Source organism: Frankia sp. QA3 (assembly GCF_000262465.1).
Taxonomy (GTDB): Bacteria; Actinomycetota; Actinomycetes; order Frankiales; family Frankiaceae; genus Frankia.
This window is the reverse complement of record NZ_CM001489.1, coordinates 6,860,355-6,886,936: the sequence shown is the minus strand read 5'-3', so window position 1 is coordinate 6,886,936 and position 26,582 is coordinate 6,860,355. Positions and strand designations below refer to the sequence as shown.

General features: G+C 74.0%; 23 protein-coding genes and 1 pseudogene. 15 read left to right on the top strand and 9 right to left on the bottom strand.

What is annotated here, in order from left to right; all coding sequences use genetic code 11:
- Positions 1-1,842: polysaccharide biosynthesis tyrosine autokinase (locus FRAQA3DRAFT_RS28160; RefSeq protein ID WP_009742455.1), on the bottom strand; the 1,842-nt coding region annotated here is incomplete at its 3' end.
- 117 nt (positions 1,843-1,959) lie between these two features.
- Here FRAQA3DRAFT_RS28160 and FRAQA3DRAFT_RS28155 point away from each other — a divergent pair.
- Entirely contained in the window at positions 1,960-3,951 is a 1,992-nt protein-coding gene (locus FRAQA3DRAFT_RS28155; protein ID WP_009742454.1) for a nucleoside-diphosphate sugar epimerase/dehydratase, read from the top strand.
- A gap of 109 nt (positions 3,952-4,060) precedes the next feature.
- On the opposite strand, the gene FRAQA3DRAFT_RS28150 is transcribed toward FRAQA3DRAFT_RS28155, so the two are convergent.
- Positions 4,061-5,044 carry an NAD-dependent epimerase/dehydratase family protein gene (locus tag FRAQA3DRAFT_RS28150; protein WP_009742453.1) on the bottom strand — a complete coding sequence of 328 codons (984 nt, stop codon included), beginning with the start codon at positions 5,042-5,044 and terminating at the stop codon, positions 4,061-4,063.
- Between the two features lie 159 nt (positions 5,045-5,203).
- Between FRAQA3DRAFT_RS28150 and FRAQA3DRAFT_RS28145 the strand changes: the two genes are divergently transcribed.
- The 3 genes from FRAQA3DRAFT_RS28145 to FRAQA3DRAFT_RS28135 all read left to right on the top strand — a co-directional run bounded on the left by FRAQA3DRAFT_RS28145 (position 5,204) and on the right by FRAQA3DRAFT_RS28135 (position 7,414).
- Positions 5,204-5,932, top strand: coding sequence for an acetyltransferase (locus FRAQA3DRAFT_RS28145; protein ID WP_009742452.1), 729 nt, complete (start codon positions 5,204-5,206; stop codon positions 5,930-5,932).
- A 115-nt stretch (positions 5,933-6,047) separates the two neighbouring features.
- Positions 6,048-6,803 carry a tyrosine-protein phosphatase gene (locus FRAQA3DRAFT_RS28140; RefSeq protein WP_009742451.1) on the top strand — a complete coding sequence of 252 codons (756 nt, stop codon included), beginning with the start codon at positions 6,048-6,050 and terminating at the stop codon, positions 6,801-6,803.
- 86 nt (positions 6,804-6,889) lie between these two features.
- Positions 6,890-7,414, top strand: coding sequence for a lytic transglycosylase domain-containing protein (locus tag FRAQA3DRAFT_RS28135; RefSeq protein WP_035921642.1), 525 nt, complete (start codon positions 6,890-6,892; stop codon positions 7,412-7,414).
- Positions 7,415-7,486: 72 nt separating this feature from the next.
- On the opposite strand, the gene FRAQA3DRAFT_RS28130 is transcribed toward FRAQA3DRAFT_RS28135, so the two are convergent.
- Complete coding sequence (locus FRAQA3DRAFT_RS28130) at positions 7,487-7,705, bottom strand: RNA-binding S4 domain-containing protein (RefSeq protein WP_009742449.1); 219 nt, start codon at positions 7,703-7,705, stop codon at positions 7,487-7,489.
- Positions 7,706-7,946: 241 nt separating this feature from the next.
- On the opposite strand from FRAQA3DRAFT_RS28130, the pseudogene FRAQA3DRAFT_RS38995 reads away from it, so the two are divergent.
- The 7 genes and pseudogenes from FRAQA3DRAFT_RS38995 to FRAQA3DRAFT_RS28100 form a co-directional block, all read left to right on the top strand.
- Positions 7,947-9,029: pseudogene (locus FRAQA3DRAFT_RS38995) on the top strand (hypothetical protein); the annotation flags it as partial.
- Between the two features lie 238 nt (positions 9,030-9,267).
- Positions 9,268-9,645 carry a CdaR family transcriptional regulator gene (locus FRAQA3DRAFT_RS37785; protein WP_232292176.1) on the top strand — a complete coding sequence of 126 codons (378 nt, stop codon included), beginning with the start codon at positions 9,268-9,270 and terminating at the stop codon, positions 9,643-9,645.
- A gap of 216 nt (positions 9,646-9,861) precedes the next feature.
- The gene (locus tag FRAQA3DRAFT_RS28120) at positions 9,862-10,887 is read left to right on the top strand and encodes an ACP S-malonyltransferase (RefSeq protein WP_009742447.1); all 1,026 of its coding nucleotides are present in this window, start codon (positions 9,862-9,864) and stop codon (positions 10,885-10,887) included.
- A gap of 20 nt (positions 10,888-10,907) precedes the next feature.
- Positions 10,908-11,831 carry a beta-ketoacyl-ACP synthase III gene (locus FRAQA3DRAFT_RS28115; protein WP_009742446.1) on the top strand — a complete coding sequence of 308 codons (924 nt, stop codon included), beginning with the start codon at positions 10,908-10,910 and terminating at the stop codon, positions 11,829-11,831.
- Between the two features lie 179 nt (positions 11,832-12,010).
- Positions 12,011-12,256 (top strand): acyl carrier protein, encoded by a 246-nt coding sequence (locus FRAQA3DRAFT_RS28110; RefSeq protein WP_009742445.1) that lies wholly within the window; start codon positions 12,011-12,013, stop codon positions 12,254-12,256.
- The gene (gene fabF, locus FRAQA3DRAFT_RS28105) at positions 12,253-13,479 is read left to right on the top strand and encodes a beta-ketoacyl-ACP synthase II (protein WP_009742444.1); all 1,227 of its coding nucleotides are present in this window, start codon (positions 12,253-12,255) and stop codon (positions 13,477-13,479) included. The genes FRAQA3DRAFT_RS28110 and fabF overlap by 4 nt, the downstream gene beginning before the upstream one ends.
- Positions 13,480-13,881: 402 nt before the next feature.
- Positions 13,882-15,285 (top strand): acyl-CoA carboxylase subunit beta, encoded by a 1,404-nt coding sequence (locus FRAQA3DRAFT_RS28100; RefSeq protein ID WP_009742443.1) that lies wholly within the window; start codon positions 13,882-13,884, stop codon positions 15,283-15,285.
- Between the two features lie 125 nt (positions 15,286-15,410).
- Here the strand turns inward: FRAQA3DRAFT_RS28100 and FRAQA3DRAFT_RS28095 are convergent, their stop codons facing one another.
- Positions 15,411-15,884 carry a DUF222 domain-containing protein gene (locus FRAQA3DRAFT_RS28095; protein ID WP_009742442.1) on the bottom strand — a complete coding sequence of 158 codons (474 nt, stop codon included), beginning with the start codon at positions 15,882-15,884 and terminating at the stop codon, positions 15,411-15,413.
- A gap of 208 nt (positions 15,885-16,092) precedes the next feature.
- Here FRAQA3DRAFT_RS28095 and FRAQA3DRAFT_RS28090 point away from each other — a divergent pair, with 208 nt between their 5' ends.
- A complete protein-coding gene (locus tag FRAQA3DRAFT_RS28090) occupies positions 16,093-17,508 on the top strand; it encodes an MFS transporter (protein ID WP_009742441.1) in 1,416 nt (471 codons plus the stop codon).
- Positions 17,509-17,616: 108 nt separating this feature from the next.
- On the opposite strand, the gene FRAQA3DRAFT_RS28085 is transcribed toward FRAQA3DRAFT_RS28090, so the two are convergent.
- Together FRAQA3DRAFT_RS28085 and FRAQA3DRAFT_RS28080 are read right to left on the bottom strand one after the other, a co-directional pair.
- The gene (locus FRAQA3DRAFT_RS28085) at positions 17,617-20,217 is read right to left on the bottom strand and encodes an AAA family ATPase (RefSeq protein WP_009742440.1); all 2,601 of its coding nucleotides are present in this window, start codon (positions 20,215-20,217) and stop codon (positions 17,617-17,619) included.
- Positions 20,218-20,219: 2 nt separating this feature from the next.
- A complete protein-coding gene (locus tag FRAQA3DRAFT_RS28080) occupies positions 20,220-20,987 on the bottom strand; it encodes a hypothetical protein (protein ID WP_369809383.1) in 768 nt (255 codons plus the stop codon).
- A 513-nt stretch (positions 20,988-21,500) separates the two neighbouring features.
- Here FRAQA3DRAFT_RS28080 and FRAQA3DRAFT_RS28075 point away from each other — a divergent pair.
- Positions 21,501-21,923, top strand: coding sequence for a hypothetical protein (locus FRAQA3DRAFT_RS28075; RefSeq protein ID WP_009742438.1), 423 nt, complete (start codon positions 21,501-21,503; stop codon positions 21,921-21,923).
- On the opposite strand, the gene FRAQA3DRAFT_RS31875 is transcribed toward FRAQA3DRAFT_RS28075, so the two are convergent.
- From FRAQA3DRAFT_RS31875 to moaA, 3 genes are read right to left on the bottom strand one after another with little or no spacing between them, the layout of a single operon-like run.
- Positions 21,887-22,276 carry a DUF6457 domain-containing protein gene (locus tag FRAQA3DRAFT_RS31875; protein WP_232291797.1) on the bottom strand — a complete coding sequence of 130 codons (390 nt, stop codon included), beginning with the start codon at positions 22,274-22,276 and terminating at the stop codon, positions 21,887-21,889. The two genes, FRAQA3DRAFT_RS28075 and FRAQA3DRAFT_RS31875, sit on opposite strands and share 37 nt — an antisense overlap.
- 2 nt (positions 22,277-22,278) lie before the next feature.
- Positions 22,279-22,887, bottom strand: coding sequence for a molybdenum cofactor guanylyltransferase (locus FRAQA3DRAFT_RS28065; protein WP_009742436.1), 609 nt, complete (start codon positions 22,885-22,887; stop codon positions 22,279-22,281).
- Positions 22,884-23,870 (bottom strand): GTP 3',8-cyclase MoaA, encoded by a 987-nt coding sequence (moaA, locus tag FRAQA3DRAFT_RS28060; RefSeq protein WP_035921641.1) that lies wholly within the window; start codon positions 23,868-23,870, stop codon positions 22,884-22,886. The genes FRAQA3DRAFT_RS28065 and moaA overlap by 4 nt, the downstream gene beginning before the upstream one ends.
- A gap of 376 nt (positions 23,871-24,246) precedes the next feature.
- Here moaA and ppgK point away from each other — a divergent pair, with 376 nt between their 5' ends.
- A complete protein-coding gene (gene ppgK / locus FRAQA3DRAFT_RS28055; protein ID WP_009742434.1) occupies positions 24,247-25,116 on the top strand; it encodes a polyphosphate--glucose phosphotransferase in 870 nt (289 codons plus the stop codon).
- Between the two features lie 245 nt (positions 25,117-25,361).
- On the top strand, positions 25,362-26,582 hold a 1,221-nt coding region (gene sepH / locus FRAQA3DRAFT_RS28050; RefSeq protein ID WP_009742433.1), incomplete at its 3' end, for a septation protein SepH.

The following is a 26,582-nucleotide window of genomic DNA, read 5'->3' as shown; positions in this document are numbered from 1 at the left end:
GCCGCCGCCGTCACCACCCTTGCCGCCTGTGCCGCCTCTACCGCCGGGGTGACCACCGGTACTGCCCATGCCGTCGGGGTGACCGTCGGTCGTCGGTCGATCCGCCGGCGGCTTTGTCGCGGGCCGGCCGGCGTCGCCCGGCTGGGCCGCTGCCTGGCGGGCGCGCCCCGGGGTGGCGGAGCCGCCGCGCAGCCCGGCGCCGGCCAGATCCGCCAGCCCGCGGGAATCCGCCGCGACGGGCGCGTCCGCGTCGATCGGCTCCCGCGCGGCCGGCACGGAGACGGCCTCGCGCCCGCTCCCCGCCTCCGCGGGTCGGGTGCCGTCGGAACCGCCGGACACGGCCGGCGGCGTTCCCACGGACGATGCGCCGGCCGCTACGGAGGCCCCGAACGGCCGGGCGGGCCCGACGCCGGCGTCCGGCGCGGGGATGCCGACCACCGGAGCCGTCGACGAGCGGGCGTGTCGGCCCCGCGGCGCGTAGTTGCCGTACTGGCCGTAGTAGTAGGCGTCCGGACCCTTCGTCGGGACCATGTTCAGCACCGTGCCGACCATGTGGGCGTCGACCGCGCGCAACGCCTCGGCGGCGCGGCGAAGCTGCTCGCGGCGGGTCCGGCCGACCCGTGCCACCAGCAGCACCCCCTCGGCCCGGGTCGCGAGCACCGCGGCGTCGGTCACCGGCAGCAGGGGCGGGGCATCGATCAGCACGATGTCGAACCGGGCCTGCAGCAGGTCGACGAGATCGGCCATGCCCTTGGAGCCCAGCAACTCGCTGGGGTTCGGTGGGACCGGCCCGGAGGCGAGCACCTCGATCCGACCCTCTCCCATCCGGCCCTCGCCCCACGGCTGCAGCACGTCGTCGAGCTCGGCGGCGCCGATGAGGACGGAGGTGAGGCCGGCCGCGGACTCGACGCCGAGGTAGTCACCGAACGATGGCCGGCGCAGGTCGCCCTCGATCACGCAGACCCGGGCACCGCCCTGGGCCAGACTGATCGCCAGGTTGCAGATCGTGGTGGTCTTGCCCTCGCCCGACACGGAGCTGGTGACGAGGATCGATCGGGGACCAGCGTCCACGTCGACGAACTGCAGGTTGGTGCGTAGCTGCCGGAACGCCTCCGCCCGGGAGGAGTGTGGCCGGGCGCTGGTGATGATCGGCCGACGGACCGCCTCGGCGTCGTACGCGATCATGGCCAGGTTGGGCAGCTCCGTCGCCTCCCGGGCGTCCTCCTCCCCGGAGACGCTGGTGTCCAGGCGGAAGCGGATGAGCGCCGCCGCGATGCCCGCCATCAGCCCGAGCAGCACGCCGAGCGCCATGTTGCGGGTCGGTTGCGGCGAGACCGGCGAAACCGGCAGTTTGGCGCGTTCCCAGACACTCACCCGCACGGACGGCGGTTCGTCGTCCGCGGGCGCCTCGATCCGAGCGACGGCGACGGAGAACGCCTCGCCTACCGCGTCGGCGAGCGACTGGGCCCTTCGCGGCACCCGGTCACGGACGACGGCGCGCAGCAGCACGGTGTCCGGGACCGCCTGCGCGGAGATCTGCCCCCGCAGCGCCTGCGGGGTCGTGTGCAGGTGGAGCCGGTCGATGACGGCGGCCGCCACCCGCTCGCTGGCCACGAGGTTGGCGTAGGACTTCACCCGCTGCTGTGAGAGCAGGCCCCCCTGGTAGGCCGAGGCGGCGCCCTCGGCGTTGTCGGGCGAGGAGACGACCATGGTCACGGACGCGGCGTATTCCTTGGTCGCCCGCCAGGTCGCGCTGGCGGCGAGCAGTCCGCCGAGCACCACGCAGGCCACCATGATCATCCAGCTGCGGCGAAGGACGCGGACATAGTCACGCAGTTCCACTCGTCGACCACCCTCCCGGGATGTATGTACCGACCACTCACCGTTATCGAGGACCACCTCAACATACTTGTTGAGTAGCGATTACTTTACTCTCCGTCACGCTTACCCTATGGCCCCATGTGGAGACGTAGAGTAGACGGCACAGTCGACGGCCGGTGGACAGCGCACCTCGCGCGGCGCGTCTCGCGGCTCAACCTCCGTCAACGGGTCGGGCTGCAGATCGCCCTGGACAGCGTGGCGATGGTCCTCGGCCTCACCTCGGCCCAGCTCGGCCGGTTCGACTTCACCTTCGATGCCCTGGCCGACCTCGGCTACTGGGTGATCTGCGCCCTCGCGGTCTGCCTGCTCCATTTCCTGGGCACGGCGCTGCACCTCTATCTGGGGCGCTACCGGTTCGGCGGCTTCGAGGAGGTCCTCGGGCTGCTCGTGGCGGTGCTGCTGACGATCGTCGGGGTGCTCGTCGTCATCGCCGCGGTCGGCTCGCCGCGACCGATGCCGCTGAGCGTGCCGCCGCTCGGCGGTGCGGTGACCCTGGTCGTGATGTTCGGCGTGCGCTACCTGTGGCGGCTGATGGAGGAGCGGCTGCGCCGGCCCAACCGGGACAGCGCCGAACCGCTGCTGGTCTTCGGTGCCGGCGACGGAGCCGAAGGGGTCCTCGCCGCGATGCTGCGCACCCAGGACAGCGCCTACTACCCCGTCGCGCTGCTCGACGACGACCCGAACCTGCACAACCTGCGCCTGTTCGGGGTGCGGGTGCTCGGTGGGCGGGAGTCGATCGGCACGGTCGCGGCGGCCACCGGCGCGAGGACCCTGCTGGTGGCCATTCCGAGCGCGGACGCCGGACTGCTCCGGGAGATCAGCAGAATCGCCGAGAGCGCCGGTCTCACCGTGAAGGTCCTACCCAAGGTCGGCGATCTCATCGACGGTCGGGTCGGCGTCGGCGACATCCGCGACCTGGACCTCGCCGACCTGCTCGGCCGCCGCCAGGTCCGCACCGACATGGCCGCCGCCGCGAGCTACCTGGTGGGACGCCGGGTACTGGTGACCGGCGCGGGCGGGTCGATCGGCTCGGAGCTGTGCCGCCAGATCGCCCGCTACGGCCCAGGCGAGCTGATCATGCTGGACCGGGACGAATCCGCGCTGCGGGCGGTACAGCTGTCGATCTCGGGCCGCGCGATGCTCGACGACGACGCGATCGTGCTCGGCGACATCCGCGACCTCGACCTCGTCACCACGCTGTTCATGGAGCGTCGGCCGCAGGTCGTCTTCCACGCCGCGGCCCTCAAGCACCTCCCGCTGCTCGAACGCTTCCCCGGCGAGTCGGTGAAGACCAATGTCTGGGGCACCCTGGCAATCCTGAAGACGGCCGTGGCCTGCGGCGTCGAGCGGCTGGTGAACATCTCGACGGACAAGGCCGCGAACCCGGTCAGCGCGCTGGGCTACTCCAAGCGGATCACCGAACGGCTCACCGCCCACCTGGCGCGGGATGCCAGCGGGACGCTGGTCAGCGTGCGGTTCGGCAACGTGCTGGGCAGCAACGGCTCCGTGCTCACCGTCTTCGCCGGTCAGCTCGCCGCGGGCGGGCCGATCACGGTCACCCATCCCGAGGTCACCCGTTACTTCATGACCATCCCCGAGGCCGTACAGCTGGTGCTGCAGGCCGGCGCGCTCGGCTCCCCCGGCGAGGCCCTCGTCCTCGACATGGGCGACCCGGTGCGGATCGCGGACGTCGCCGAGCGGCTCGCGGCCCGCGAGAAGCAGCCGATCGAGATCGTCTACACCGGCCTGGGCCGCGGGGAGAAGCTGCACGAGGAGCTGTTCGGCGACGGCGAGACCGACCAGCGGCCGCACCACCCCCTGATCTCGCACGTCGACGTGCCCGCGCTGGACCCGACCCGGGCGCTCGCCCTCGATCCCTGGGCCCCGCCGGAGGAGGTGCTGGCCGAGCTCGCCGCCGTGGCCCGCGAGGACGTCCTCGTCCCCACCACCGCCACTACCACCCCCACCGCCGGTGCCGCGCCCGGGGCGGGCCAGCCGTCGGTGGCCGGGCTGATCCCCCGCCAGCCGACGGGGGAACGCTCCGACGCGGCCCGGCCGGCCATGCCGTGACGCCGGGGCGGCCGGCCATGCCGTGACACCGGCCCGGCCGGCCATGCCGTGACGCCGGCCCGGCCGGCCATGCCGTGACACCGGGGCGGCCGGTGCGGGCGCCGGTAAGTCAGATCCGCTCGGATGCCGGCGCGGTGGGCACCGTGCCGGGGCTGGTGCCCGGTGGAGTGCCGGTCCGGTCGGCGTACCAGGCAACCGTCGCCTCCAGCGCCGCGGCGAGGGCCAGGCCGGTCGCGTCGGGGAACAGCGCCCGCATCGTCGCCGCGTCCGCCTGGGAGTCGCGGACGTCGCCGGTGCGGGGTGCCGTGTGGTGCACGCTCAGCCGGCGCCCGACGATCCGCTCCAGCTCGCCGATGACGGTGAGCAGGTCGGTACGGGTTCCGAAGGCGATGTTGACCGGCCGCGGGTGGCTCACCCGGCGCATCGCCGCGTCGCACAGCATGCCGGCGACGCCCGCCACGTAGGTGAAGTCCCGGGTCTGACGGCCGTCGCCGTGCACCGTCAGCGGCCGGCCCGCGAGCGCGGCGTCGATGAAGGTGGGCACGACGGCGGCGTAGGCGTGTCCCACCGACTGGTACGGGCCGAACACGTTGAACAGCCGGACGGCGAGCACGGGCAGGCCGAATCCCGCCCGGTAGGCCAACGCGTACCCCTCCGCGGCGAGCTTCGAGGCCGCGTACGGGCTGCGCGGCAGGGTGGGGGCGTCCTCCACGCGGGGCAGCGGGCCCGCCCCGCCGTAGACCGACGAGGAGGACGCGACGACGACGTGGGTCTCGGCGCGCTGGGCGACGTCGAGCACCGTCAGGGTGCCCGTCGCGTTGACCGCGTGGGTGGCCATGGGGTCGAGCAGCGAGCGCTCCACCGACGGCCGGGCGGCCAGGTGCACGATGCTGTCCGCCCCCATGCACGCCTCCTCGACCAGGGAACGATCGGTGACGCTGCCGACCACCAGCCTCACCGGCAGCCCCGCGAGGTTCGACACCGCTCCGGTGCTGAGATCGTCGATCACCACCACCTCGACCCCGGCGGCGAGCAGCACTCTGGTCAGGTGGGCACCGATGAAGCCGGCACCGCCCGTCACGACTACCTTCACCGATTCATCACCCTTCGAGTTCAGAAGGATACCAATAGTAGTTGAGTCGACCCGATCCGCCGACCACCCCGCGCGGAAGACCGCCGGGAACACCGCACCCCACACGGTTACCCTGAGTGTCAGGTTGAACTCATACAGACGCGGGTCTACGGTCACCGCGTGCCCGACCACCCACGCTCACTGGTCATCGTGGGCGCCGGTGGCCACGGCCGGGAGCTGCTCGACGTGGTCGAGGCGGTCAACACGGCCGACGGCCGGGCCCGCTACGGCTTCCTCGGCTTCCTCGACGACGGATCGGCGGACCCGGACCCCGTCGCGCGCCGCGGCGCGCCTCTGCTCGGCGGGCTGGACATGCTCGGCCGCCTCGACGCCGACTACCTGATCGGCTTCGGCGACGCCGCGACCCGCCTGCACGTCGACCGGTACGCCAGCGTCCACGGCCGGCGCCCGGCGACCCTCGTCCACCCCCGCGCCAACCTCGGCGGCGACGTCCGCCTCGGGCCCGGCACCGTGGTCTGCGCGCTGGCCAGCATCACCACGAACGTCCGCACCGGCCGGCACGTGGTGGTCAACGTCGGCGCCAGCGTGGCCCACGACTGCCGCCTCGGCGACTACGTGACGGTCGCGCCGGGCGCGCGGATCTCCGGCGGGGTGGCGGTCGGCGCCCAGGCGTGGATCGGCGCCCAGGCGAACATCGTCGCCCGCCGCAGCGTCGGCGACCGCGCGGTCGTCGGTGCCGGCGCCGTCGTCACCGACGACATCCGCGCCGCCCAGGTCGTCGCGGGCGTGCCGGCCCGGCCGATCGACGCCGCCCCCGACCGGCCGCGAGCGCCCGGCGACCGCGCCGGCCTCCCGCCGGGCCAGCGCGACGTCCCGACGCCGGGCTGAGGACGGACCGCGACCCGACGACGCCCGCCCTCGGACGGCTCCCCACCCGCGGGTGGCCGCACCGATTCGCCCATATTGGCCCGGCCGGTACCACCCATGGCCCTAGGATCGCCTTGTGGAGCGCTGGTTCAACCTCGCGGGCTGCGACAACGTACGCGACCTCGGTGGACTACCCACCCTCGACGGATCGGCCACCCGGCACGGAGTGTTCCTGCGGGCCGATTCGGTGCAGACGCTGACCGAGGCCGATGTCATCCTGCTGCGGGAGACCTTCGGCCTTCGGACGATCATCGATCTGCGGGCCAAGGAGGAGGCGGCGCGGGAGGGCCGAGGGCCCCTCGCCGACGAGCCCGTCGACTACCACAACCTGTCGTTCCTGCCCGGTGAGTGGGTGATGCCGGACGACCCGAGGTACCCCGCGATCGTCCGGGACCTCGACTCCGTCGACCGCATCGAGCACTACCTGGACTACCTGCGGCTGGCCGGCCCCGCCGTCGCCCAGGCGCTGCGGGTGCTGGCTCAGCCGGCCGCGGGCCCCGCGCTGTTCCACTGCGCGGCCGGCAAGGACCGCACCGGCGTCCTCGCGGCCCTGCTGCTGAGCATCGCCGGGGTCGACCGGGACGCCATCGTCGCCGACTACGCCCAGACCAACGAGCGGATCCACCTGGTCAACGCCCGGCTGGCGAAGCGTCCCTCCTACAACCGGCCGACCGCCCCGCTCACCCCCGACCAGCTCTCCTGCCGCCCGGAGGTCATGCGGGGTTTCCTCGCCGGGATCGACGCCGGCTGGGGCGGCCCCGCCGCCTGGGCCCGCCAGGCCGGTCTCGCCGAGTCGGATCTGGGCGCGCTGCGCCGGATCCTGGTCGGCTAGGCCGCGCCGGGAACGGATCGTCCGGACATGCCATGACTGACCGGACCACGCCGACGGCGCCGCCGCCGGAGACAGAAGATGCGCATATGGTCCACTGGTTGCCCCCGCGGACGGTCCTGGCCGCCCTGCTCGCCGTCACGCTGGTGGCGGGCTGCGGCATCCTGCGACGCGCCCACCGTGTGCCGGACGACCTGATCCCGGTGTTCCAGGCGGCCGCCACCGCCTACGGCATCCTGACCCCCGCCCAGCTCGCCGCGCAGGCACGCGTCGAAAGCCGGTTCAACGCTCAGGCGGTGTCGCACGCCGGTGCCCGCGGCATCATGCAGTTCCTGCCCTCCACCTGGGAGGCGTTCGGGCTCGACGGCGACGACGACGGCGTGGCGGACCCGATGAACCCCCGCGACGCCATCCTGTCGGCCGCGTACTACGAATCGCGGCTCGCCGAGCAGGTCGCGCACCTGCCGGGGGACCGCGTCTCGCTGATCCTCGCCGCCTACAACGCGGGGCCGGACACCGTGCGCCTCGCGGGCGGCATCCCCGACATCGCCGAGACCCGGGCGTACGTGACGCAGGTCCGGGACTGGGCGGAGGCCTTCTCCGACCAGCTCTAGCCGGACAGCCCAGCCCTGGCCGGACGGCCCCCGCAGCCGACGGGCCGGCGGGTAACCGCCGGGCCGGCGCGCTCAGCCCACCCGCAGTCGCTCCCCCGGCACCACGACCTCGTCGCCCGGGACGAGCTGACGGCCGCGGCGGCTCTCCACCTCTCCGTTGACCTGCACCACGCCGCCCGCCAGCAGCCCCTTCACGTCCGACCCGGCACCGACGACGTCGGCGAGCTTGAGGAACTGGCCCAGCCGGATCGCGTCACCCTGAATGCTCACCTCGCGCATGCCCTCAAGCATCTCCGGTCCCCGCATCCGGGCGCGCGGCGCGTCCTCTGGGACACCCGTCCGTGGGGCCCGCCCGGTCCGTCGGCCTTGAACCGGACACGCCGCATAGCGGGCTGCTCGCGGCCGGCGCCCCCCACGGGCACCATCGGGCCTGGCCGGCGCGACGGCGGACACACCTGCCCACCCGCGTCACCGGCCCGTCCGGACCACCGTTCGGGAACGACAATCCACATCCCCGGCGGAGGGCTGAGGCATGCTGGCGGACGTGGCAGGTATCCCCTCGGACCCGTCGGACGGGACGGGCAGACGCGGCAGCGGATCCCCGCGACCAGCGAAAACGGCTGGCAGCGACCCGCCGGCGCCGCGCGCCACGCCCCCACCTGACGCGCCGGACGGCCCACTCGTCTCGCCGGCCGACAGCGACGCCGACCCCACACCGGCCGAGGCCGACCGGGCGGCGGCGCGGCGGCGCATCGCCGCGCGCGGGCGAGCGAGGGGGGGCGTGCGCACCCCCGCCCTCGGCACCGCGGCCCCCGGCGAGCTGCCCGCCCTCGACGACTACCCAGACCAGCGCATCCCCCCGCTGGACAACCTGCGGACGGGCGGCCCGCCCGGCGACGGCGACGGGCCGGGGCCGGCCGCGACGGTCGGCGGCACGAGCGAGGACGTCGTCCGCCGGGTCGAACGCTCCAGCGGGATGCTCGCCTCCCGGGCCGCGGCGCGGATGAGCGAGGTCCTGCCCTGGTTTCCGGCGATGTCGGCGAGCCATCGGGCCGGGATCCAGCTCGTGGTGCAGGCCGGCATCTCCTCGTTCGTCGAGTGGTGCCGGCGGCCCGAGCATGCCCGGGAGCTGTCGGAGGACGTCTTCCGGGTCGCCCCGCGCGAGCTCGTGCGGGCGGTGACCTTCCGCCGCCTGGTCGATCTCGTCCGGGTCGCGGTGGAGGCGATCGAGGCCGAGGTGCCGAACCTGGCCGGTCCCCAGGACGAGTTGCGGCTGCTCGCCGACGTCCTGCGCTACTCCCGCGACATCGCCTTCGCCGGGGCGGTCGTCTACGCTCGCGCCGCCGAGGAGCGCGGCGCCTGGGACGCCCGGTTGGAGGCGCTGGTCGTCGATCACGTGGTGCGCGGCGAGGTGGACCGGGCGCTGCCGTCGCGGGCGGCGGCGGTGGGCTGGCGCAACCCCCCGGCCGTGACGGTCATCGTCGGCGGTGCCGAGGGCAACGCGCCGGAGGCGGTGGTCGACGAGGTGCACCGGCTGGCCCGGGCGGCCCAGCTGGAGGTGCTCGCCGGGGTCCACCACAACCGGCTGGTGATGGTGGTCGGCGGCCGGTTCGCCACCGCCGACGACATCGGCCGTCCCGACGGCGTGGTCACCGCCGCCGGGGACGCCGCGACCGCCGGCGGCCCAAGCGACGCCGGCGCGCCGGGCAGCCCCGCTCCGGGTCCGGTGCCCGCCGGCCGGGTGCACACCGCGCTCCACGCGGCCCGGAGCACTGCTGCCCGCCTGCGGGCCCGGCCCGGTCGTCGTCGGCCCGGTCGTCGCCGACCTGACTGGCGCGCCGCGCGCGGCTCGGGTGGCGCTCGCCGCGACCGATGTCGTCGCCGCCTGGCCGGCCGCGCCCCGGCCGGTCCAGGCCCGGGCGCTGCTGCCGGAGCTGGCGCTGGCCGGAGACGCCGACGCCCGGCGGGCGCTCATCGAGGAGGTCTACCTTCCGCTGCGCGACGCGGGCACGCCATTGTTGGAGACCGCCGGGGCGTACCTCGACTTCGGTTCGTCCCTGGAGGCCACGGCTCGGGCTCTTTACCTCCACACCAACACGGTCCGTTACCGACTGCGGAAGGCCGCGGAGGTCTGCGGTCTCGATCCGGCGGATCACCGGGAACGTTTCATCCTGCATGTTGCGCTCGTCCTGGGACGCCTCGACGGTGCGTTATCTACAGGGAAAACATGATCGGGCGTATCGCTCCGGAGTCGTCGAACCCCGGTGCGAGAACGGTCACATCAGGCCACTCCGCTGGCCTGTCACGCGAATCCAGCCCGATGCCCACAGCACGAACGAATCCACGGTGAAGGCAGATCGGTTTGTAGGCCATCTACAACGCCCGGTCGGGACATCGGTGAGTAGCCGCCAGCGACAAGTAGTCCTCGCGAAGGGTTAGGTAGTCACGTGCTCGCGATCCTCGCACCCGGCCAGGGTGCACAGACCCCCGGACAGCTCCGCGCCTGGCGCGGTCTCCCCGGGGCGGAGGAAAGGCTGCGCTGGTGGTCGGCCGCTGCCGGCATCGATCTGCTGGAGGTCGGGTGCGAGGCGCCCGCCGAGACGATCCGGGACACGGCGATCGCCCAGCCGCTGATCGTCGCCAGCGGCCTCGTCGCCGCCGAACAGCTCGGACTGCCGGTCGCCGCCCCGGTCGGCACCACTTCGCTCGTCCTGGCGGGCCACAGCGTCGGTGAGATCACCGCGGCGGCCCTCACCGGCATCCTCTCGGCGGAGGAGGCCCTCGTACTGGTGGCCCTGCGCGGCCGCGCGATGGCCGAGGCATCCGCCCGGACCGCGACCGGGATGACGGCGCTGCTCGGCGGGGAGCCGGAGACGGTGACCGCCCGGCTGGCCGAGCTCGGACTGACCGCCGCGAACCGCAACGGCGCCGGCCAGATCGTCGCCGCCGGCACGACGGAGGACCTCGCCCGGCTCGCGGCGGAACCGCCCGCGGGCGTCCGGCTGCGGGCGCTGTCCGTCGCCGGCGCCTTCCACACCCACCACATGTCCTCGGCGCGCGACGCGCTCGCCGCCGTCGCCGGCGGCATCCGACCGGCCGCGGCCCGGGTGGCGACCCTGTCCAACGCCGACGGCGCGATCGTCACGGACCCGGCCGAACTCGTCTCCCGACTCGTCGCGCAGGTCGCCGCGCCGGTGCGGTGGGACCTGTGCCTGGCGGCACTGCGCGAGCTCGGCGTCACCGCGGTCATCGAGCTGCCGCCGGCCGGCACGCTGGCCGGAATCGCCCGCCGCGAGCTGCCCGGCGTGAAGATCCTCGCCGTGAAGAGCCCGGACGACCTGCCCGCCGCGCGCGAGCTGATCGCCGAGCACGTCGGCACCGACCACCTCAGCCAGGCACCGGCGAGCCCAGCGCCACGGACGCCGCCGGACGTGCCGGCGGGCGACGAGGCCCCGGTCGGGGTGCAGGCGTGAGCGCCGTCGGCGGAGCCCGGATGCTCGGGCTCGGCGTCTACCGCCCGGCGCGGGTCGTCACCAACGACGAGATCGCCCAGCGGGTGGAAACCTCGGACGCGTGGATCCAGTCCCGCACCGGCATCGCCACCCGGCGGATCGCCGACGAGGAGGAGACGACCGTCGCCATGGGCGCCGCCGCCGCGGAGAAGGCGCTCGCGGCCGCCGGCCTGACGGCGGACACCATCGACCTCGTCATCGGCGCGACCTGTACCTCGCCGTCGCAGATCCCCGGCGCCGGGCCGCAGATCGCCCACCGCATCGGGGCCGACCAGGCCGGCGCGTTCGACATCAACGGCGCCTGCGCCGGGTTCAGCTACGCGGTGTCGACGGCCGCCGACATGGTCCGCGCCGGCAGTGTGCGCCACGTCCTCGTCGTCGCCACCGAGCGGCTGTCGGACTACACCGACTGGGACGACCGCAGCACCTGCATCCTGCTCGCCGACGGCGCCGGCGCGACCGTGATCGGCGCGGCCGAGACCGACGAGATCGGCCCCGCCGTCTGGGGCCACGACGGCTCCCGCCCGGAGGCCATCCGCGTTCCCGGCTACGGGGACAACATGTTCCGCATGGAGGGCCAGGCGGTCTTCCGCTGGGCGATCTCCCTGGTGCCGACCGTGCGGCAGATCTGCGAACGGGCCGGCGTGGCGCCCGACGAGCTCGCGGGTATCGTTCCGCATCAGGCCAACCTGCGGATCGTCGAGGCACTCGCGACGGGCATCGGCGCCACGAACGCCGCCGTCGCCCGCGACGTCGTCGACTCGGGCAACACCTCAGCCGCGAGCATTCCGCTGGGGCTCGCCCGCCTGCTCGACGCCGGCGAGATCCGCCGGGGCGACCCGGTGCTGCTGTTCGGTTTCGGCGCCGGCCTGACCTACTGCGGGCAGGTCGTGCGATGCCCGTGACCCCTGTTCGACCTCGCGGCACGGTTGCCTGCGTGCCGCGCCGCGCCCGTGGCGGTCCGATGACCGGGCCCGCCACACCCCTGCCCCAGGTACCAGCACCCTGGCGCACGCCCGCGACGATCGCCTGATCGCGCGCAGCCACCGCCGCCACCAGCCCAGATCCCACAGGAGGAACCACAGTGTCCCAGGACATTCTCGCCGGTCTCGCCGTCATCCTCGAAGAGGTCGCCGGTGTCGACCCCGCCGACGTCACCCCCGAGAAGACCTTCATCGACGATCTGGACGTCGACTCGCTGTCCATGGTCGAAGTGGTCGTCGCGGCCGAGGAGAAGTTCTCGGTGAAGATCCCGGACGACGACGTGAAGTCCCTCAAGACCGTCGGCGACGCGGTCTCGTACATCCAGCGGGCTGGTGTGGCGGCGTGACCACAACCCCAAGGCAGGTCGTCGTCACCGGCCTCGGGGCAACCACTCCCCTCGGTGGCGATGTCGCCTCGACGTGGGAGGGTCTGCTCGCGGGCCGCTCCGGCGCCCGGCGGCTCACCGAGGAATGGATCGAGCAACTCCCAGTCCAGATCGGCGCGCCGCTCGCGGCGGAGCCTCCGCTGGCCCGGGTCGAAGCGCGCACCCTCGACCGCAGCCAGCAGATGGCGCTGGTCGCCGCGCGCGAGGCGTGGGCCGACGCGGGCTCGCCCGAGGTCGACCAGGAGCGCCTCGCGGCCTGCGTGGCCTCCGGGATCGGCGGGGTGATCACCCTGCTCACCCAGCACGACGTGCTGCGGGAGAAGGGTGCGCGGCGGGTCTCGCCGCACGTGGTGCCCATGCTCATGCCCAACGGCCCGGCGAGCACGGTCGCCCTGGAGTTCAAGGCGAAGGCGGGCGTGCACGCCCCGGTAAGCGCCTGCGCGTCCGGCTCGGAGGCCATCGCCCTCGGGCTGGACATCATCCGGGCCGGCCGGGCGGACGTCGTCATCGCCGGTGGGACCGAGGCCGCGATCGCGGCCCTGCCCATCGCCGGTTTCGCGCAGATGCAGGCCCTGTCCCGCCGCAACGACACGCCGCAGACGGCGTCCCGCCCGTTCGACAAGGCGCGGGACGGGTTCGTGCTCGGTGAGGGCGCGGCGATCCTGGTCCTGGAGGCCGCCGAGCACGCCGCCGCCCGCGGCGCGCGGGTCTACGGCGCCCTCGCCGGCGCCGGGATCAGCTCGGACGCCTACCATGTGGCCGCCCCGGACCCCACCGGGGCCGGCGCCGCGCGGGCCGTGCGGGCCGCGCTGCGCTCGGCGTCGCTGGAGCCGACGGACATCGTCCACGTCAACGCCCACGCCACGTCGACCCCCACGGGTGACCTGGCCGAGGCGGTGGCGCTGCGCACCGCGCTGGGCAACCACATCGACGAGGTCGCAGTGACATCGACCAAGTCGATGACCGGTCACCTGCTCGGGGCGGCCGGCGCGCTGGAGGCTGTGGTCAGCGTCCTGGCCCTGCGCGAGCGGATCGTCCCGGCGACCCGCAACCTCGACGCACTCGACGACGAGATCGCTCTCGACGTGGTGAGCATCGACAACCGCAAGATCGGAGCGGGCGCGGCCCTGTCGAACTCGTTCGGATTCGGTGGCCACGACGTCTGTCTGGCCTTCACTGTCTGACGGCCCCAACGCACGGGCGGCCCACACCGCCCCGCATCGGGCCGGGCACCCCCGGCCCGGCCGTCACCGTCGGGACGCCGGCGGAGCCGCATGCCGCGCCCCGCCGGGCGCGGATCCGGATCCGCCGGCCATCGCGACGGCGGTGGGCAACCGCCGGCCATCCGCCCGCACGGCTCAGCACCGCCCCTGCCCACCGCTGAGTACCGCACCAGATCTGCACATCGCAGTCACCACACGTCGCCGTGACGCCGGCCGCCCCACCGCCGCCACGGCACCGCCCGCCGGTGCGGCGGGCGCCCATGGTCGCCGGACCGAGTGTCTCGCGGGTACCGGCGCGTACCCCAGGTGGTCGCGCGTCGGCCGACGAACCGGTCCGACGCCGTTCAGGCAAGGAGACGCACGGTGAGTCTGTCCACGATCGACCGAGTCGACCCACGCACGCCCGAGGCTCGGCTCGCCCGGTTTTTCGACGCCGACACGGTGTCCCTGTTCGCAGCCGGCGACGCATCCGGGGTAGTCGCCGGCCAGGGCCTGGTCGACGGGAACGAAGTCGTCGCATTCGCCACCGACCCGACCGTACAGGGTGGTGCGATGGGGCGCGACGGCTGCGCCCGCATCGTCCACGCCATCGAGTCCGCCGTCCGGCTGGGATGCCCGGTCGTCGGCATCTGGCACTCCGGTGGGGCCCGGTTGCAGGAGGGCGTCGCCTCGCTGGACGGCGTCGGGCGGATCTTCGCCGCGACCGTCCGGGCCTCCGGGCGCGTCCCCCAGCTCTCGCTGGTGCTCGGAGCGGCGGCGGGCGGCGCCGCCTACGGCCCCGCGCTGACCGACATCGTCATCATGGGGCCCGAGGCGAAGGTCTTCGTCACCGGCCCGGACGTGGTGCGGTCGGTGACCGGCGAGGAGTGCACCGCCACCAGCCTCGGCGGCCCCGAGGTCCACTCCAAGCGCAGCGGGGTCGTGCACGTGACGTGCGACACCGAGGACGAGGCGATGGAGCGCACCCGCGCGCTCGCGGTCCTGCTCGCCGACCAGCGCGACATCGGCCAGGTGGCCGGGCGCGAGCTCGCCGAACTGCTGCCGGAGAACCCGCGGCGCGCCTACGACGTGCGGCCGCTGGTGAACGCCGTGCTGGACGACGAGGGCATCGAGCTGCACCCGAAGTGGGCCCCGAACATCGTGACCTCGCTCGGCCGGCTCGGCGGGCGCACCGTCGGGGTGGTCGCGAACAACCCGCTGCGCCGCGGCGGCTGCCTCGATGCCACCTCGGCCGAGAAGGCGTCCCGCTTCGTGCGCATGTGCGACTCGTTCGGCGTGCCGCTGGTCGTCCTGGTCGACGTCCCCGGCTACCTGCCGGGCGTCGGGCAGGAATGGGAGGGCGTCGTCCGCCGCGGGGCGAAGCTGCTTTACGCCTTCGCCGAGTGCACCGTGCCCCGGGTCACCGTCGTGACGCGTAAGGCGTATGGCGGCGCATACATCGCCATGAACGCCAGCTCGCTCGGGGCGACGGCCGTGTTCGCCTGGCCGACGGCGCAGCTCGCCGTCATGGGCGCGGAGGCCGCCGTCGGCATCCTGCACCGGCGCAAGCTCGCCGAGGTCCCGGTCCAGCGCCGACCGAGCGTGCTCGCGGAGCTCACCGAGGAGCACATCCGCACCGTCGGCGGCATCGACCGGGCCGTCGAGCTGGGCGTGGTCGACGCCGTAGTCACCCCGGCCGCGACCCGAGGTGCGGTCGCCTCCGCTCTGGCCGGTGCGCTCGCCGACGCCCGCGCGGACAAGAACGTCCACGGCAACATCCCGCTGTAGCGCCGACCGGGGCCACCGCGCCCCGCCTCCCGGTACCCTCGGACCCCACTGACCCGGGGTCCGAGCCGGAAACCATCCCGCACTCGGCCGCCACCGAGGGCGTCTCCAACGGCCGCTTGCGGCGCTCATCCGTCCGCCAGCTGCATCCAGGTGCGCACGACGTTGCTCATCTGCCGCGGGTTCATCCAGAGCGCGGCTCGCGCAAAGATCGGATCGGCCCGCAACGCGACCTCGCGCCGCTCCGGCGCGGCTGCGGGGGCGATCGCCCGCATGTGCTCGAAGCTGATGGTGCCCGCGCGGAAGGCCGCGCCGGAGGCCGGCAGCGCCTCGGCGGCACGCGCGACCGCCAGCGCCGTGGCCGTCGTGGGATGCACCAGCCGGCACTCCCGACGCAGCCAGGCGGTGGCCGACCGGGCACCGTCGACGCGCCACAGCCCGCGCCGGTCGAACTCGGCCAGCAGCCGGATCCACAGCGCGTCGGTGGCGTCGACCAGCCGGCGGACGTCGACGACCAGCAGCGCGACCTCCGCATCGGGCAGCTCGCGCGCGTCGACGGCGACGACCCCGCCCAGCAACGCCTCGACATCGATCACGACCACCAACCCCTCCCACACCGATGCGCCGCACCCGGACTCCGGCGGGACTCCGCCCGCTCCACGGCACATCAATCGAACGTATGTTCGCATAGTAGATCGGGGCGCGGCGAAAGCCAACCAGCGACCCAGCTCCGTCACCATCGGGCAAGATATTTACCTGATGCGAAATAACGATCTGCCCCCAGGCGTTGATCCGTCTGGAGGTGTGTGCATGTCCCTGCAGGTCGACAGTCCCGGCCGGCCCCCGGCGACGGAGCCGGACCGGCCGGACACCGGTACCAGCGCCACGACCGCCCCGCTCGCCATCACGGCCGAGCCCATCACGGCCGAGCCCACCACGGCCGAGCCCACCACGGCAGCCCCGCCGAACGGCGGCACGTTCGCTGCCCTGCGGATACCGAACTTCCGCCTGTTCCTCGCCGGGCAGGTCGTCTCGCTGTGCGGGACCTGGATGCAGACCATCGCCCTTGGCTGGCTGGTGCTCTCGCTGGGCGCCTCGGGCACCGCCCTCGGCCTGGTGACGGCCGCCCAGTTCCTGCCGGTGCTCCTTTTCGGGCCCTACGGCGGCCTGATCGCCGACCGGACGAACCGACGGCATCTGCTGACGGTCACCCAGATCGGCTCCGGGCTCGCCGCGCTGGCGCTGGGCGTGCTGGACCTGACCGGCACCGCCCGGCTGTGGATGGTCGCGGTGGCCGCGGCGCTCATCGGCCTGTGCAACGCGGTCGACAACCCCGCCCGGCAGAGCTTCGTGCAGGAGATGGTCGGCTCCGACCACCTCCCGAACGCGATCACCCTGAACTCGGTGACGATGAACGCGGCCCGCATCGTCGGACCGGCCATCGCGGGCGTGGTCATCCTGGCCGTCGGCACGGCCGGGTGCTTCCTGTTCAACGCGGCGTCGTTCGGCGCGGTGCTGGTCGCCCTGCACCGGATGGACACCTCGGCGCTGCACGAGCGGCCGCCGGTGCACCGGGCGCCGGGGCAGCTGCGAGCCGGTTTCGCCTACGTGCGACGCACCCCGGCGCTGCGGATCCCGCTGATCATGATGCTGGTCATCGGCGCGCTCTCCTACGAGTTCCAGGTCGTGCTGCCGCTGGTGGCACGGGAGACCTTCGGCGGCAACGCCGCGACCTACAGCTTGATGACCTCCGCCATGGGGGCCGGCGCGGTCATCGGCGGGCTGCTGGTGGCCCGTCGCCGCCGCATCGGCGTCCGGCCGCTCGGGTTGATCGCCGCAGCCTTCGGGATCGTGCTCCTGCTCGCCGCCGCCGCGCCCACCCTCGAGCTGGAGCTGGCCGCGATGGTGCTGGTGGGCGGGACGAGCGTCGCCTTCATCTCGACGGGGAACGCGACCGTGCAGCTCTCCGCCGACCCGGCCATGCGCGGGCGGGTGATGGCGCTGTGGTCGGTGGCGTTCCTCGGCACGACCCCGCTCGGCGGGCCGATCGCCGGCTGGGTCGCGCAGACCTTCGGCGCGCGCTCCGGCCTGGTACTCGCCGCCGCCGCGGCCCTCGTCGCGGCCGGGTTCGCCCTCGCCTCGCTACGCCCCTCCCCAGCGGCCGGGCCCCACCGCAGCGCGGGCGGACGTGACCGGTTGCCCCTCGGCGGGCACTCAGCCTCCTGACCCGCAGCCCCGGCCCGCACCCGCACCCGCACCCGCCAGAACGATCTACCGGATCAGATCCCGCCACGACGGCGAACCCCACAGACAGATCACAACTCGACACACGCCCTAGCTGCCGAGGCCCTCCTGGCCCTGGCCGGCGACCGGCGGCCGACCCCCCGACGGCGACCGGACGGCGGGTGGGGCCGGCGGGGCGACCGCCGGCAACGCGGACGACGATGTGGGCGCCTCGGCGGGGCTGCTCGCCGCCGCGCGGCCGAGCTCGGGCAGCTTGCGCAGCTCGTAGGTCTGGCCGCGGTGCGCCCGCACGGCATCGGAGTGGTACCGCTCGGCGACGCTGAGGAAGTCCGGCTCGTGGTACCGGCGGCCGTCGACGGTGGGCCCCGTGCGGCCCTCCATGATGGCCTCCACATCCTCGCCGGTGATCGTCTTGTAGGTCTCCAGCGCGTGGGTCAGGGCAAGGATCTCCCGGCGGTTCGCGCCCAGCACCGCCTCGGTGCGCTCGTAGAGCTCGCGCAGCTTGACCTCGACCTGCTCGCCGAAGGGCCGGTCGGCGTCGATGGAGGCGTTGCCCATCTGCTGTTCGAGCATGGACAGCCGGGAGGCCAGGGTCTCCCCCATCGCCGCCGAGGAGATGAAGTTCGCGACGAGCAGGGTCGCGCTGCGCAGGTCGCCGCCGACCCCGACGGTGTTGTCACCCTCGAAGAACATCCGCTCCCCGGCGAGCGAGGCCAGCGAGACCATCACCTGGATCTCGATCTCGGACTTCCACATGAACATCCGGTCCTCGACCGCGACGTGGGCCACGAACCCGCCGACCCCGCCGCGCCGTTCGATGGTGGCCAGGTCGATCACGCGGCCGCGCTGCATCCGGTAGGCGACGACGGCGTGGCACGCCTCGTGCAGGGCGATGCTGTGCCGTTCCCGGTCGATGTGCTCGTGGTCGTCGGCGAGGCCGTACTCCTTGATCACCCGGGCGCGGAGCATGTCCTGCCAGGTGATGACCTCGCGGCCGTCCTTCACGGCCTGCACCAGCGCCTCGTTGACGGTGTCCTTGATGGTCGCGCCGGTGGACTCCGGGCTCATGATGGCCAGCCGGTCGATCTGCTCCGGGGTGAGCTCGTGGCGCACCTTCGCGAGGTAGCCCTCGAAGGTGCGGATGCGACCTTCCTTGCTCGGGTAGCCGACCTTGTACTGCCGGTCGATGCGGCCGGGGCGCAGCAGCGCCTCGTCCAGCGACTGCGGCATGTTCGTCGCCATCATCACCAGGATGCGGTACTTCGGCGGCGGCTTCGGGCGCATGCCGAGCGTGCGGCGCACCACCCGGTTGAGGAATCCGCGCGGCTTCTTCAGCCCGGACATCTCGGTGAGCAGCGCCTGCAGGGTGCCGTCGAACCCGCCGCCGCCCCCACCGACGACGAACTGCTCGCGGGCGGCCTCGCGGGTGATCTCCGAGCGGGCGGCGGCGCTGAGGTAGGACAGCCCGTTGCACAGGTCCCCCGACCCACCGTCGCGCGCCCCGAACGGGTCGGCGCGGCGGCCCGCCGCCCCGGGTCCGCCCAGGCCGGGCGCCGCCGACGCGGGGGCGCCCTGTCGGGCGAACCACGACCGCGCCCCTGCGCCCATCCCCCCGCGACCGAAGCCGCCGTTGAGTGCACCGCGGCTGCCCAGCGTGTCGGCCTCGTCGAAGAAGACGATCACGCCGCCGTAGCGCAGGGAGAGCTTGCGCAGTTTGCGGAACAGCGACTTCACCTTGAGGATGCCGACGCCGATGAACATCGCCGAGAAGGCACCCGGGTCGACGAACACGAAGGGCTTGCCGGTCTCGCCGGCCACCGCCTCCGCGATGAGCGTCTTGCCGGTGCCGGGCGGCCCCCACAGCAGGATGCCGCCGGGCACGTGCCCGCCCCGGCTCTCGATCTCCTCGGGGCGTTCCAGATAGAAGACGTTCTCCTGCACCCGGCTGACGACGTGGTCCTGGCCCCACACGTCGGCGAAGCGGGTGGTGATGTCCTCCGGGAAGTAGGTGTCGACGCCGCCCTTGGACAGGAACCAGAACATCACGACGAACTGGCCGACGACGAGGACCATCAGCAGCACGATCTGGAGCACGAACGGGATGGCGTCCCACAGGGCGCCGGGCACCTGCACGAGGGCGTCGAAGACGGAGGTGTGGGACAGCCGGGCGTAGATGAACAGGGCGAGCGCGAGACCCACGACCCACTTCGCCGCTCGGCTGAGCCGATACCGGTTCCAGTCGTTGAGCCGCAGCATCCGGCGTTCCGCCCGACCGAAGACCCGGTCGGTCCAGAACACGTGGTACGCCGACCACCGCTCGGCGATGAGCATGTGCAACTGGTGCAGCACCTCGAGGCCGAGCAGGACGAGCACCCAGGCGCTCTTCCTGGCCTGGATCCGAAACGCGTCGGCCCAGGTCATCAGCGGATCGCCGGAGACGTCCGCGGCCACCACGAACAGGAACACGGCGCCGAGCAGGATCAGGAACTTCACCCGGTCCCACAGCGGAAGCGGTCGGCGGCGCGGCTTCCCGTCGCCCCCGGCGGTCTTCGCCGGCTGCGGCGCGGTCGCGGTCGACGCCGTCGACCCGCCGGACGGCGGCACAGGCCCGTCCGGCCCAGCCGCGTCGGCACCGTGCATCCTTGGGTCGAGGCCGTCCAGGGTCCCGTCTGCGTGGTCCATCACGCCCATACCTACTGCCCTCGGTCCGTCGGCTCGATCGTGAAGGACTTGGCCACATCGCCGATCTGGTCTGCGTGTTGCGCGTAGCACAGCGATGAACACGCGAGGATGAGCTGGTAGAGAACCGTCTGCCCGTTGTCGAGCAGGCTCGTCTGGTCGATGGTGACCAGGCCGGCGTCGGTCTGCACCTGGTAGACGAGGTGCACCCCGTGCACGCCGTCCTTCTTGTGCACGACCTCGTCCGCCAGCAGCAGGAAGTCAGGCGTCAGCCGGGCCCCGTAGGGGTCCTGGCGCACGGCCTTCTCCTGGGCCGCCACCGCGTCGTCCACCGACAGGACGAAGTTGCGCAGGTCGTTGGTCGACACCGCGTTCGCCTCCTCCGGTAGCAGGTGGCGGACCTGCGCGAACCCCTTCGGCAGGGTGGCGTCCGGAACGAGCAGGCGCGAGTCGTCGAATCGCTGGGCCGCGTCGATGCCGACGACCCATTCCCGGGACATCAGCCCCCGCAGCATCTCCGGGCTGACGTTACGGGCGTCGATACCGAACAGGGCCGGACCGGGCATCTCCTGGTGATTCCACTCGTTCGGAACACGCAGAAACGCGCCGTCCTTCTTGTTCGTCACATATTCGTAACTCGGCGAACCGCAGCCGCCGACCAATAGCACCGCCACCGCTACGGTGAGCAGTAGCAGGGTGCCTGGAAGGGACTTTCGGCGCGGACGGGTCGTCCGACGTCCAGCCGCCACGGCAAACCTCCCGCCTCGCAAGGTCGAACGCATGGTGCGGCGCCGGGCCATGGTCCTTGTCGCCTTCCTCCGAAAAGTGTGGCCCAGAAGCCGCCCGACGTGCACAACCTTCACCAAAAAGGGTGAGGCTCCATACCCTCCGCTGTCGGGCGTCGACCGGCGACGCCATCGTTACGAGCAACCGCGCCACCTGCCCGTCGAGGGCCGGCGACGCCCGATCCCCCGCCTCGCACCCGAATTTTCCGGCGGCCAGAATCACCGTCCCGTGCCGGCCCGGTCGTCGGCGCCAGGCACGCTGGGCATCGCGCCGCAGTCGCCGTCGCGGCCGCGTGGGCCGGTCAGGTCAGTGCGGCATACCCGGCGGACCTCGGCCGAATCCGTGGGACGGGCCGGCACCCCCCTCTCACCCACACTGGGCCTCACCCACCCTGGGCCTCACCCACCGGACGAGCGTGCCGGCGGCTTTCCCCGCCGTCGCCGGCCCCACACCCCGCGGGCACCGACCGACCACACGGGGACACGCCGGCCGTGGGGCACACTGTCGGTATGGCGCACTATCGGCGTGGCCGAAAGGTTCCCGCGCTTCGTCCCACTCGACGCCATCTCGTCGGCGGGCTGACGGTGGTCGCGGTGTTCGCCCTGGTGGGGCTGACGGCGTGGAACCCGATCGCGGCCGTGCCCGCGCTGGCCGCGATCATCGTGCTCGGGGTGATCGACTGGGCCGTCGTGACGGCCGTACCCGGCGCCGACGACCTGCCCTCCGGCCCGGCGGCCTTCGCGGGTGACGAGCCCGAATGGGCCGACGACCTCGACACTCCGACGCAGGTGCTGCCCCGGCTGACCTTCGGTTACGCCCGGGCGACGAGCAGCGGCGAGCAGTACGAGGAACCCGACCAGGACGCGGTGCGCACCATGGCGATCGACATGCGCGGCTACCTCGACGAGGCGGGCCCCGGTCGGATGGGCTGATCGGCCCCGCCCGCCCGCCGGTCGAGCAGACCGAGCACGGCTGCCGTCGCCGCCCGTACCGCCGCCGCCTCGCCGGTGCCGGCGGCGACGGCGTCGCGACCCGCCGCGAGGCCCACCAGGAACGCGGTGAGCGGCGCCGCCGGGCGCGCGACCCCGTGGGCGACGTCCCGGGTGAGATCGAGCAGCGCGGCCACGTCGACGCCGGCCACCTCCAGGCCGAGCTCAGCGCAGACCTGCGCGACCCAGCGGTCCAGGACGTCGCCGCCACCACCGGACTGCGGGGTGTCGCCGGGTTGCGGGATGTCGCCGGGCTGCGGGATGTCGCCGGGCTGCGGGGTGTGGGCGGAGGTCACCGCTACATCGTGCCCGGCCGCAGGCGGCCGGCCCATCGCCGCGCGCGGGCCACATCGGCGGGCGCGTCGCAGTCCAGGCAGGCGAGGGCGTCCGCGCGCACCGCGGTCACCACCCGGTCGGTGAACAGGCCGCGCACCGGCCGCCCGACCGGGTCGGCAGGCAGCGCCGCGCGCAGCTGCGCGGTGCGCCAGACCGCGGCGAGGTACTGGCGCCGCCCGCCCGGGTCGACCAGGACGGCGGCGTGCGCCGCGGGCTCCTCGGCGCCGCGGCGCAGCAGCTCGATCTCCCGACCTGTGAGGAACGGCAGATCGGCCGCGAGCACGGCGACGAACGGGGTGGCGACCGCGGCCAGCCCCGCGGCGATCGCCGCGACCGGGCCGCCGCCCGGCGGGTCCTCCCGGCACCACCGCACCCCGCCCTCGGGGAGCGCGGCGAGCTGGCGGCTGGGGCCCACGACGACGATGCGCTCGGCCCCGGCAACGGCGGCGAGCACCCGATCGAGCAGGGTGGTGCCGCCGACGACGACGGCCGGCTTGTCCCGGCCGCCGAGGCGGCGAGCGGCGCCGCCGGCGAGCACGAGCGCGCTGCAGCCGGCCCGCGGGGCGGTCATCCGCCGATCGCGGACATGGGCCGGTCCGGCTGCCGGAAACCGAGCTCGTCGATCCCGTGGCCGGCTTTCTTGCCGCGCATCGCCGCCCGCCACAGCGCGGCGAGCCGGTCGTCATCCGCGCCGGCGCGCAGGGCGGAACGCAGATCGCTCTCCGCCCGGGCGAACAGGCAGTCGCGTACCTGGCCGTCGGCGGTCAGCCGGACCCGGTCACAGGCCGCGCAGAAGGGGGCGGACACGGAGCCGATCACTCCGACCCGGCCGGGCCCGCCGTCGACCTCGAACAGCTCGGCGGGCGCACTGCCCCGCCCCGGCAGGGGCCGCAGGGTGAACTCGGCGCGCAGGGCGGCGAGAATCTCCGCCGCGGTGACCATCGCCGAGCGCTGCCAGCCGTGCTGGGCATCCAGCGGCATCTGCTCGATGAACCGCAGTTCGTACCCCTCGGCCAGCGACCAGCGCAGCAGTCGGGGGGCCTCGTCGTCGTTGACGCCACGAACGAGGACACTGTTGATCTTAACCGGAGCGAGGTTGCTCGCCGCGGCGGCCCGCAGCCCCACAAGCACGTCGCCGAGCCGGTCACGGCGGGTGATTCGGACGAAGCGGTCCGGCTCCAGGGTGTCCAGGGAGACGTTGACCCGGTCCAGGCCGGCGGCGCGCAACGGCCCGGCCAACCGGACGAGCGAGAGCCCGTTGGTGGTGAGCGAGAGCTCCGGCCTCGGCCGCAGGGACGCGAGCCGGGCCACCAGGGCCGCGAGGCCGGGCCGCAGGGTGGGCTCACCGCCGGTGAGCCGGACCTCGGTCACGCCGAGCAGCCGCACCGCGATGCCGACCAGGCGGACGACCTCGTCGTCGGTCAGCAGGCGCGCCGACGGCAGCCAGGGCAGGCCCTCGGCGGGCATGCAGTAGGCGCACCGCAGATTGCACCGATCGGTCAGCGACACCCGCAGATCCGTCGCGACGCGACCATGGGTGTCGATAAGGCTCACCCGTCCAGCGTATAGAGCCCATGCGCCCGAACCCACCAGGCCCTTCGGCCGGGGCGGACGGCCGAGCGGACCGACCGATGATGCCGGCGAGGCAGGCGTGGTGGCGCCGGCCGACCCGCGTCCGGGCGGTTCGCGGGCGGCGCCGGGCATCCCGGCGGGGGTGTCGCGCCCGGGCTGCCATCGCAGCCGGGGGCGCTGGTGGGCGGGTGGCCGGCGCCCGTGGGCACCGGGCCTGCGAGACTTACCTCTCGGCGGTCGATGGACCGGCCCAACCAGCCGCGCGTGCGCGGCGGGCGGAGCCGTCCGCGCACGCGATCGCGGGGCCGGCGACGCCGGCGCCACAGGCGGGAACATCGGCGCGGGGAGGGGCTCGGCAATGCAGGTCTTCGGAGTTGACGTCGGAGGAAGCGGGATCAAGGGCGCTCCGGTCAACGTCGAGGACGGCACGCTGGCCGCGCCCCGGTTCAGGATCCCGACCCCGCAGCCGGCCGAGCCCGCCGCTGTCGCGGCCACCATCGCCGACGTCGTCGGCCACTTCGGGTGGTCCGGCCCGGTGGGTGTCGCCCTGCCCTCGGTGGTCAAGAACGGCGTGGCGCTGACGGCGGCGAACATCGCGCCGTCCTGGATCGGCACCGACATCGTCGGCGTGCTCGCCGGCGCCCTCGGCCGAGCCGACGCGGATGCCACCTCGGTGTCGGCGCAGTCGGCCGGATCCGCCACTGCGGCGGAGATCACCACGGTGAACGACGCGGACGCGGCGGGCATCGCGGAGATGGCCTTCGGGGCGGGCCGTGACATCGCCGGCCTGGTCATCATGACGACGTTCGGCACCGGCATCGGGACCGCGTTGTTCCTGCATGGACAGCTGGTCCCGAACACCGAGCTCGGGCACCTGGAGATCCACGGACACGACGCGGAGACGAGGGCCTCCGACGCCGCGCGAGAGCGTGAGGACCTGTCGTGGGAGAAATGGGCCAAGCGGGTGACCCGGTACCTCAACACGCTCGAGGCGCTACTCTGGCCCGATCTGATCATCATCGGCGGCGGGGTCAGCAAGAAGGCCGACAAGTTCCTCGACCAGCTCGACCTGCGCACTCGAGTGGTCCCGGCGCAGCTGCAGAACGAGGCGGGCATCATCGGCGCCGCCCTGTCCGGCCTGGCCGACCAGAGCCGCCCGCGCCCGTCGGCCCGCCCGGCGCGGCGGCGGGGTCCGGCGACCCGGCCGCCCGGCGGCAGGCGGCCGTAGGATCATCCGGCCGGCTTCCGGCCCGGACGGACAGGCCCGACTCGGTCAGAGTGTGCGTGTCGTCCGCCGCCAGCCCGCCAGCCGGCCGCATCGGTGGCAGGCTGTCATCTACCGGGACGCACATGTCGAAGGCGGGTTCGGGTGCGTCATGCCGATCTGCCCGCAGGCTCGCCGGCCGACGTGCGCGATGTGCGCCGCGGCAGGCCGACCGGGCACGGTACGGCTTCGAGTGAACAGGAGGCGCCATGCGTGAGCTGAGGGCGGTCGCACTCAGCGAGGACGGCGGCTACCTCGTGCTCGCGGACGCAGGCGGCAGGACCGACGGCGAGCAGTTCCGAGTGCCGGTGGACGACCGGCTCCGGGCCGCCCTGCGCGGGATGCGCCGCAGCGAGGTGCGCACCGAGAGCGCGCTGACCCCGCGGGAGATTCAGGCTCGGCTGCGTGCCGGGGAGACCGCCGCGGAGGTCGCCAGGGCCGCCGGCATCCCCGTCGAGCGCGTGGAGCGTTACGAGGGTCCCGTTCTCGCCGAGCGCGCCCGCGTCGTGCAGGAGGCCCGGGCGGCGCTGCTACCCAAGGACCCCGGCGGGGTACCCGGGCGACCGCTCGGCGAGGTCGTCGACGCGCGGCTGATCGTCGCCCAGGACAACCCCGCCGCGGCCCAGTGGGACGCCTGGCGCCGCGTCGACGGGATCTGGCTTGTCCAGCTCACCTCGGACAGCCGCTGCGCCCGCTGGACGTGGGATCCGGTGGTACGCCGGGTGCGTCCCCACGACGACGCCGCCCGGGCGCTGGTCGCCCCGGAGAGCGCCGAGCAGGCCCCCCCGCCCCCGCCGGCGCCACCCGTGCTGCGGGCCGCGGGTCCGGCGCTGACGCTCGTGTCCGACCAGGGGCTGCCGGCCACGCCGGCCCAGCCGACGGTTGCCGCCGCCCCGCCCCCGGCGGCACCGCAGGAGCCCACCGTCCGCCCCTATTCCCAGCCCGCCGCCTTTCCCGCCGCCCCGGCGGCCACCGCCTACCCCGCCGAGGACCAGCCGGTGGGCGGTGGCGTGACGCCGTCGCAGCGCCCCGCGGCCGTGCCGCCGGCCGCCGCGGCCGCGCTGCGGCACCAGGCGGCCCGCACCGACGGCCGCTGGCAGCCGGCACCGCGTGAGCACTGGGACGAGCCGGCGCGGAACGAAACCTTCCGCGCCGTGCCGGAGCCGGAACCCGCCGCCGAGCCGCGGACGCGGCCCGCCGCCCCCGGCCGTGACGAGCCGCTTGCCGCGCCCGCCGCCTACTCCGCCCCGACCCGCCCGGTGACGGAGCCGGAGCCGGAACCCGCCGTCGCGGCGGCCGGCTGGCCGGCGTTCGAGACCGAGCCGGGCGCAGGCGCCGCCGAGCCCTGGGTCGCCGCCGCGGGCCACGAGGCGGCCGGCGAGGCCCCGGATCTCGCCGCGCCCACCGAAGTGGCTGTGCCGCGGCGCCCC

Coding starts and splice junctions, on each gene's coding strand:
- FRAQA3DRAFT_RS28155 (WP_009742454.1), top strand. CDS start 1,960: ATGTGGAGACGTAGAGTAGACGGCACAGTCGACGGCCGGTGGACAGCG.
- FRAQA3DRAFT_RS28135 (WP_035921642.1), top strand. CDS start 6,890: ATGGTCCACTGGTTGCCCCCGCGGACGGTCCTGGCCGCCCTGCTCGCC.
- FRAQA3DRAFT_RS28130 (WP_009742449.1), bottom strand. CDS start 7,705: ATGCTTGAGGGCATGCGCGAGGTGAGCATTCAGGGTGACGCGATCCGG.
- FRAQA3DRAFT_RS28115 (WP_009742446.1), top strand. CDS start 10,908: ATGCTCGGGCTCGGCGTCTACCGCCCGGCGCGGGTCGTCACCAACGAC.
- FRAQA3DRAFT_RS28090 (WP_009742441.1), top strand. CDS start 16,093: ATGTCCCTGCAGGTCGACAGTCCCGGCCGGCCCCCGGCGACGGAGCCG.
- FRAQA3DRAFT_RS28085 (WP_009742440.1), bottom strand. CDS start 20,217: ATGGGCGTGATGGACCACGCAGACGGGACCCTGGACGGCCTCGACCCA.
- FRAQA3DRAFT_RS28080 (WP_369809383.1), bottom strand. CDS start 20,987: ATGCGTTCGACCTTGCGAGGCGGGAGGTTTGCCGTGGCGGCTGGACGT.
- FRAQA3DRAFT_RS28075 (WP_009742438.1), top strand. CDS start 21,501: ATGGCGCACTATCGGCGTGGCCGAAAGGTTCCCGCGCTTCGTCCCACT.
- FRAQA3DRAFT_RS28065 (WP_009742436.1), bottom strand. CDS start 22,887: ATGACCGCCCCGCGGGCCGGCTGCAGCGCGCTCGTGCTCGCCGGCGGC.
- ppgK (WP_009742434.1), top strand. CDS start 24,247: ATGCAGGTCTTCGGAGTTGACGTCGGAGGAAGCGGGATCAAGGGCGCT.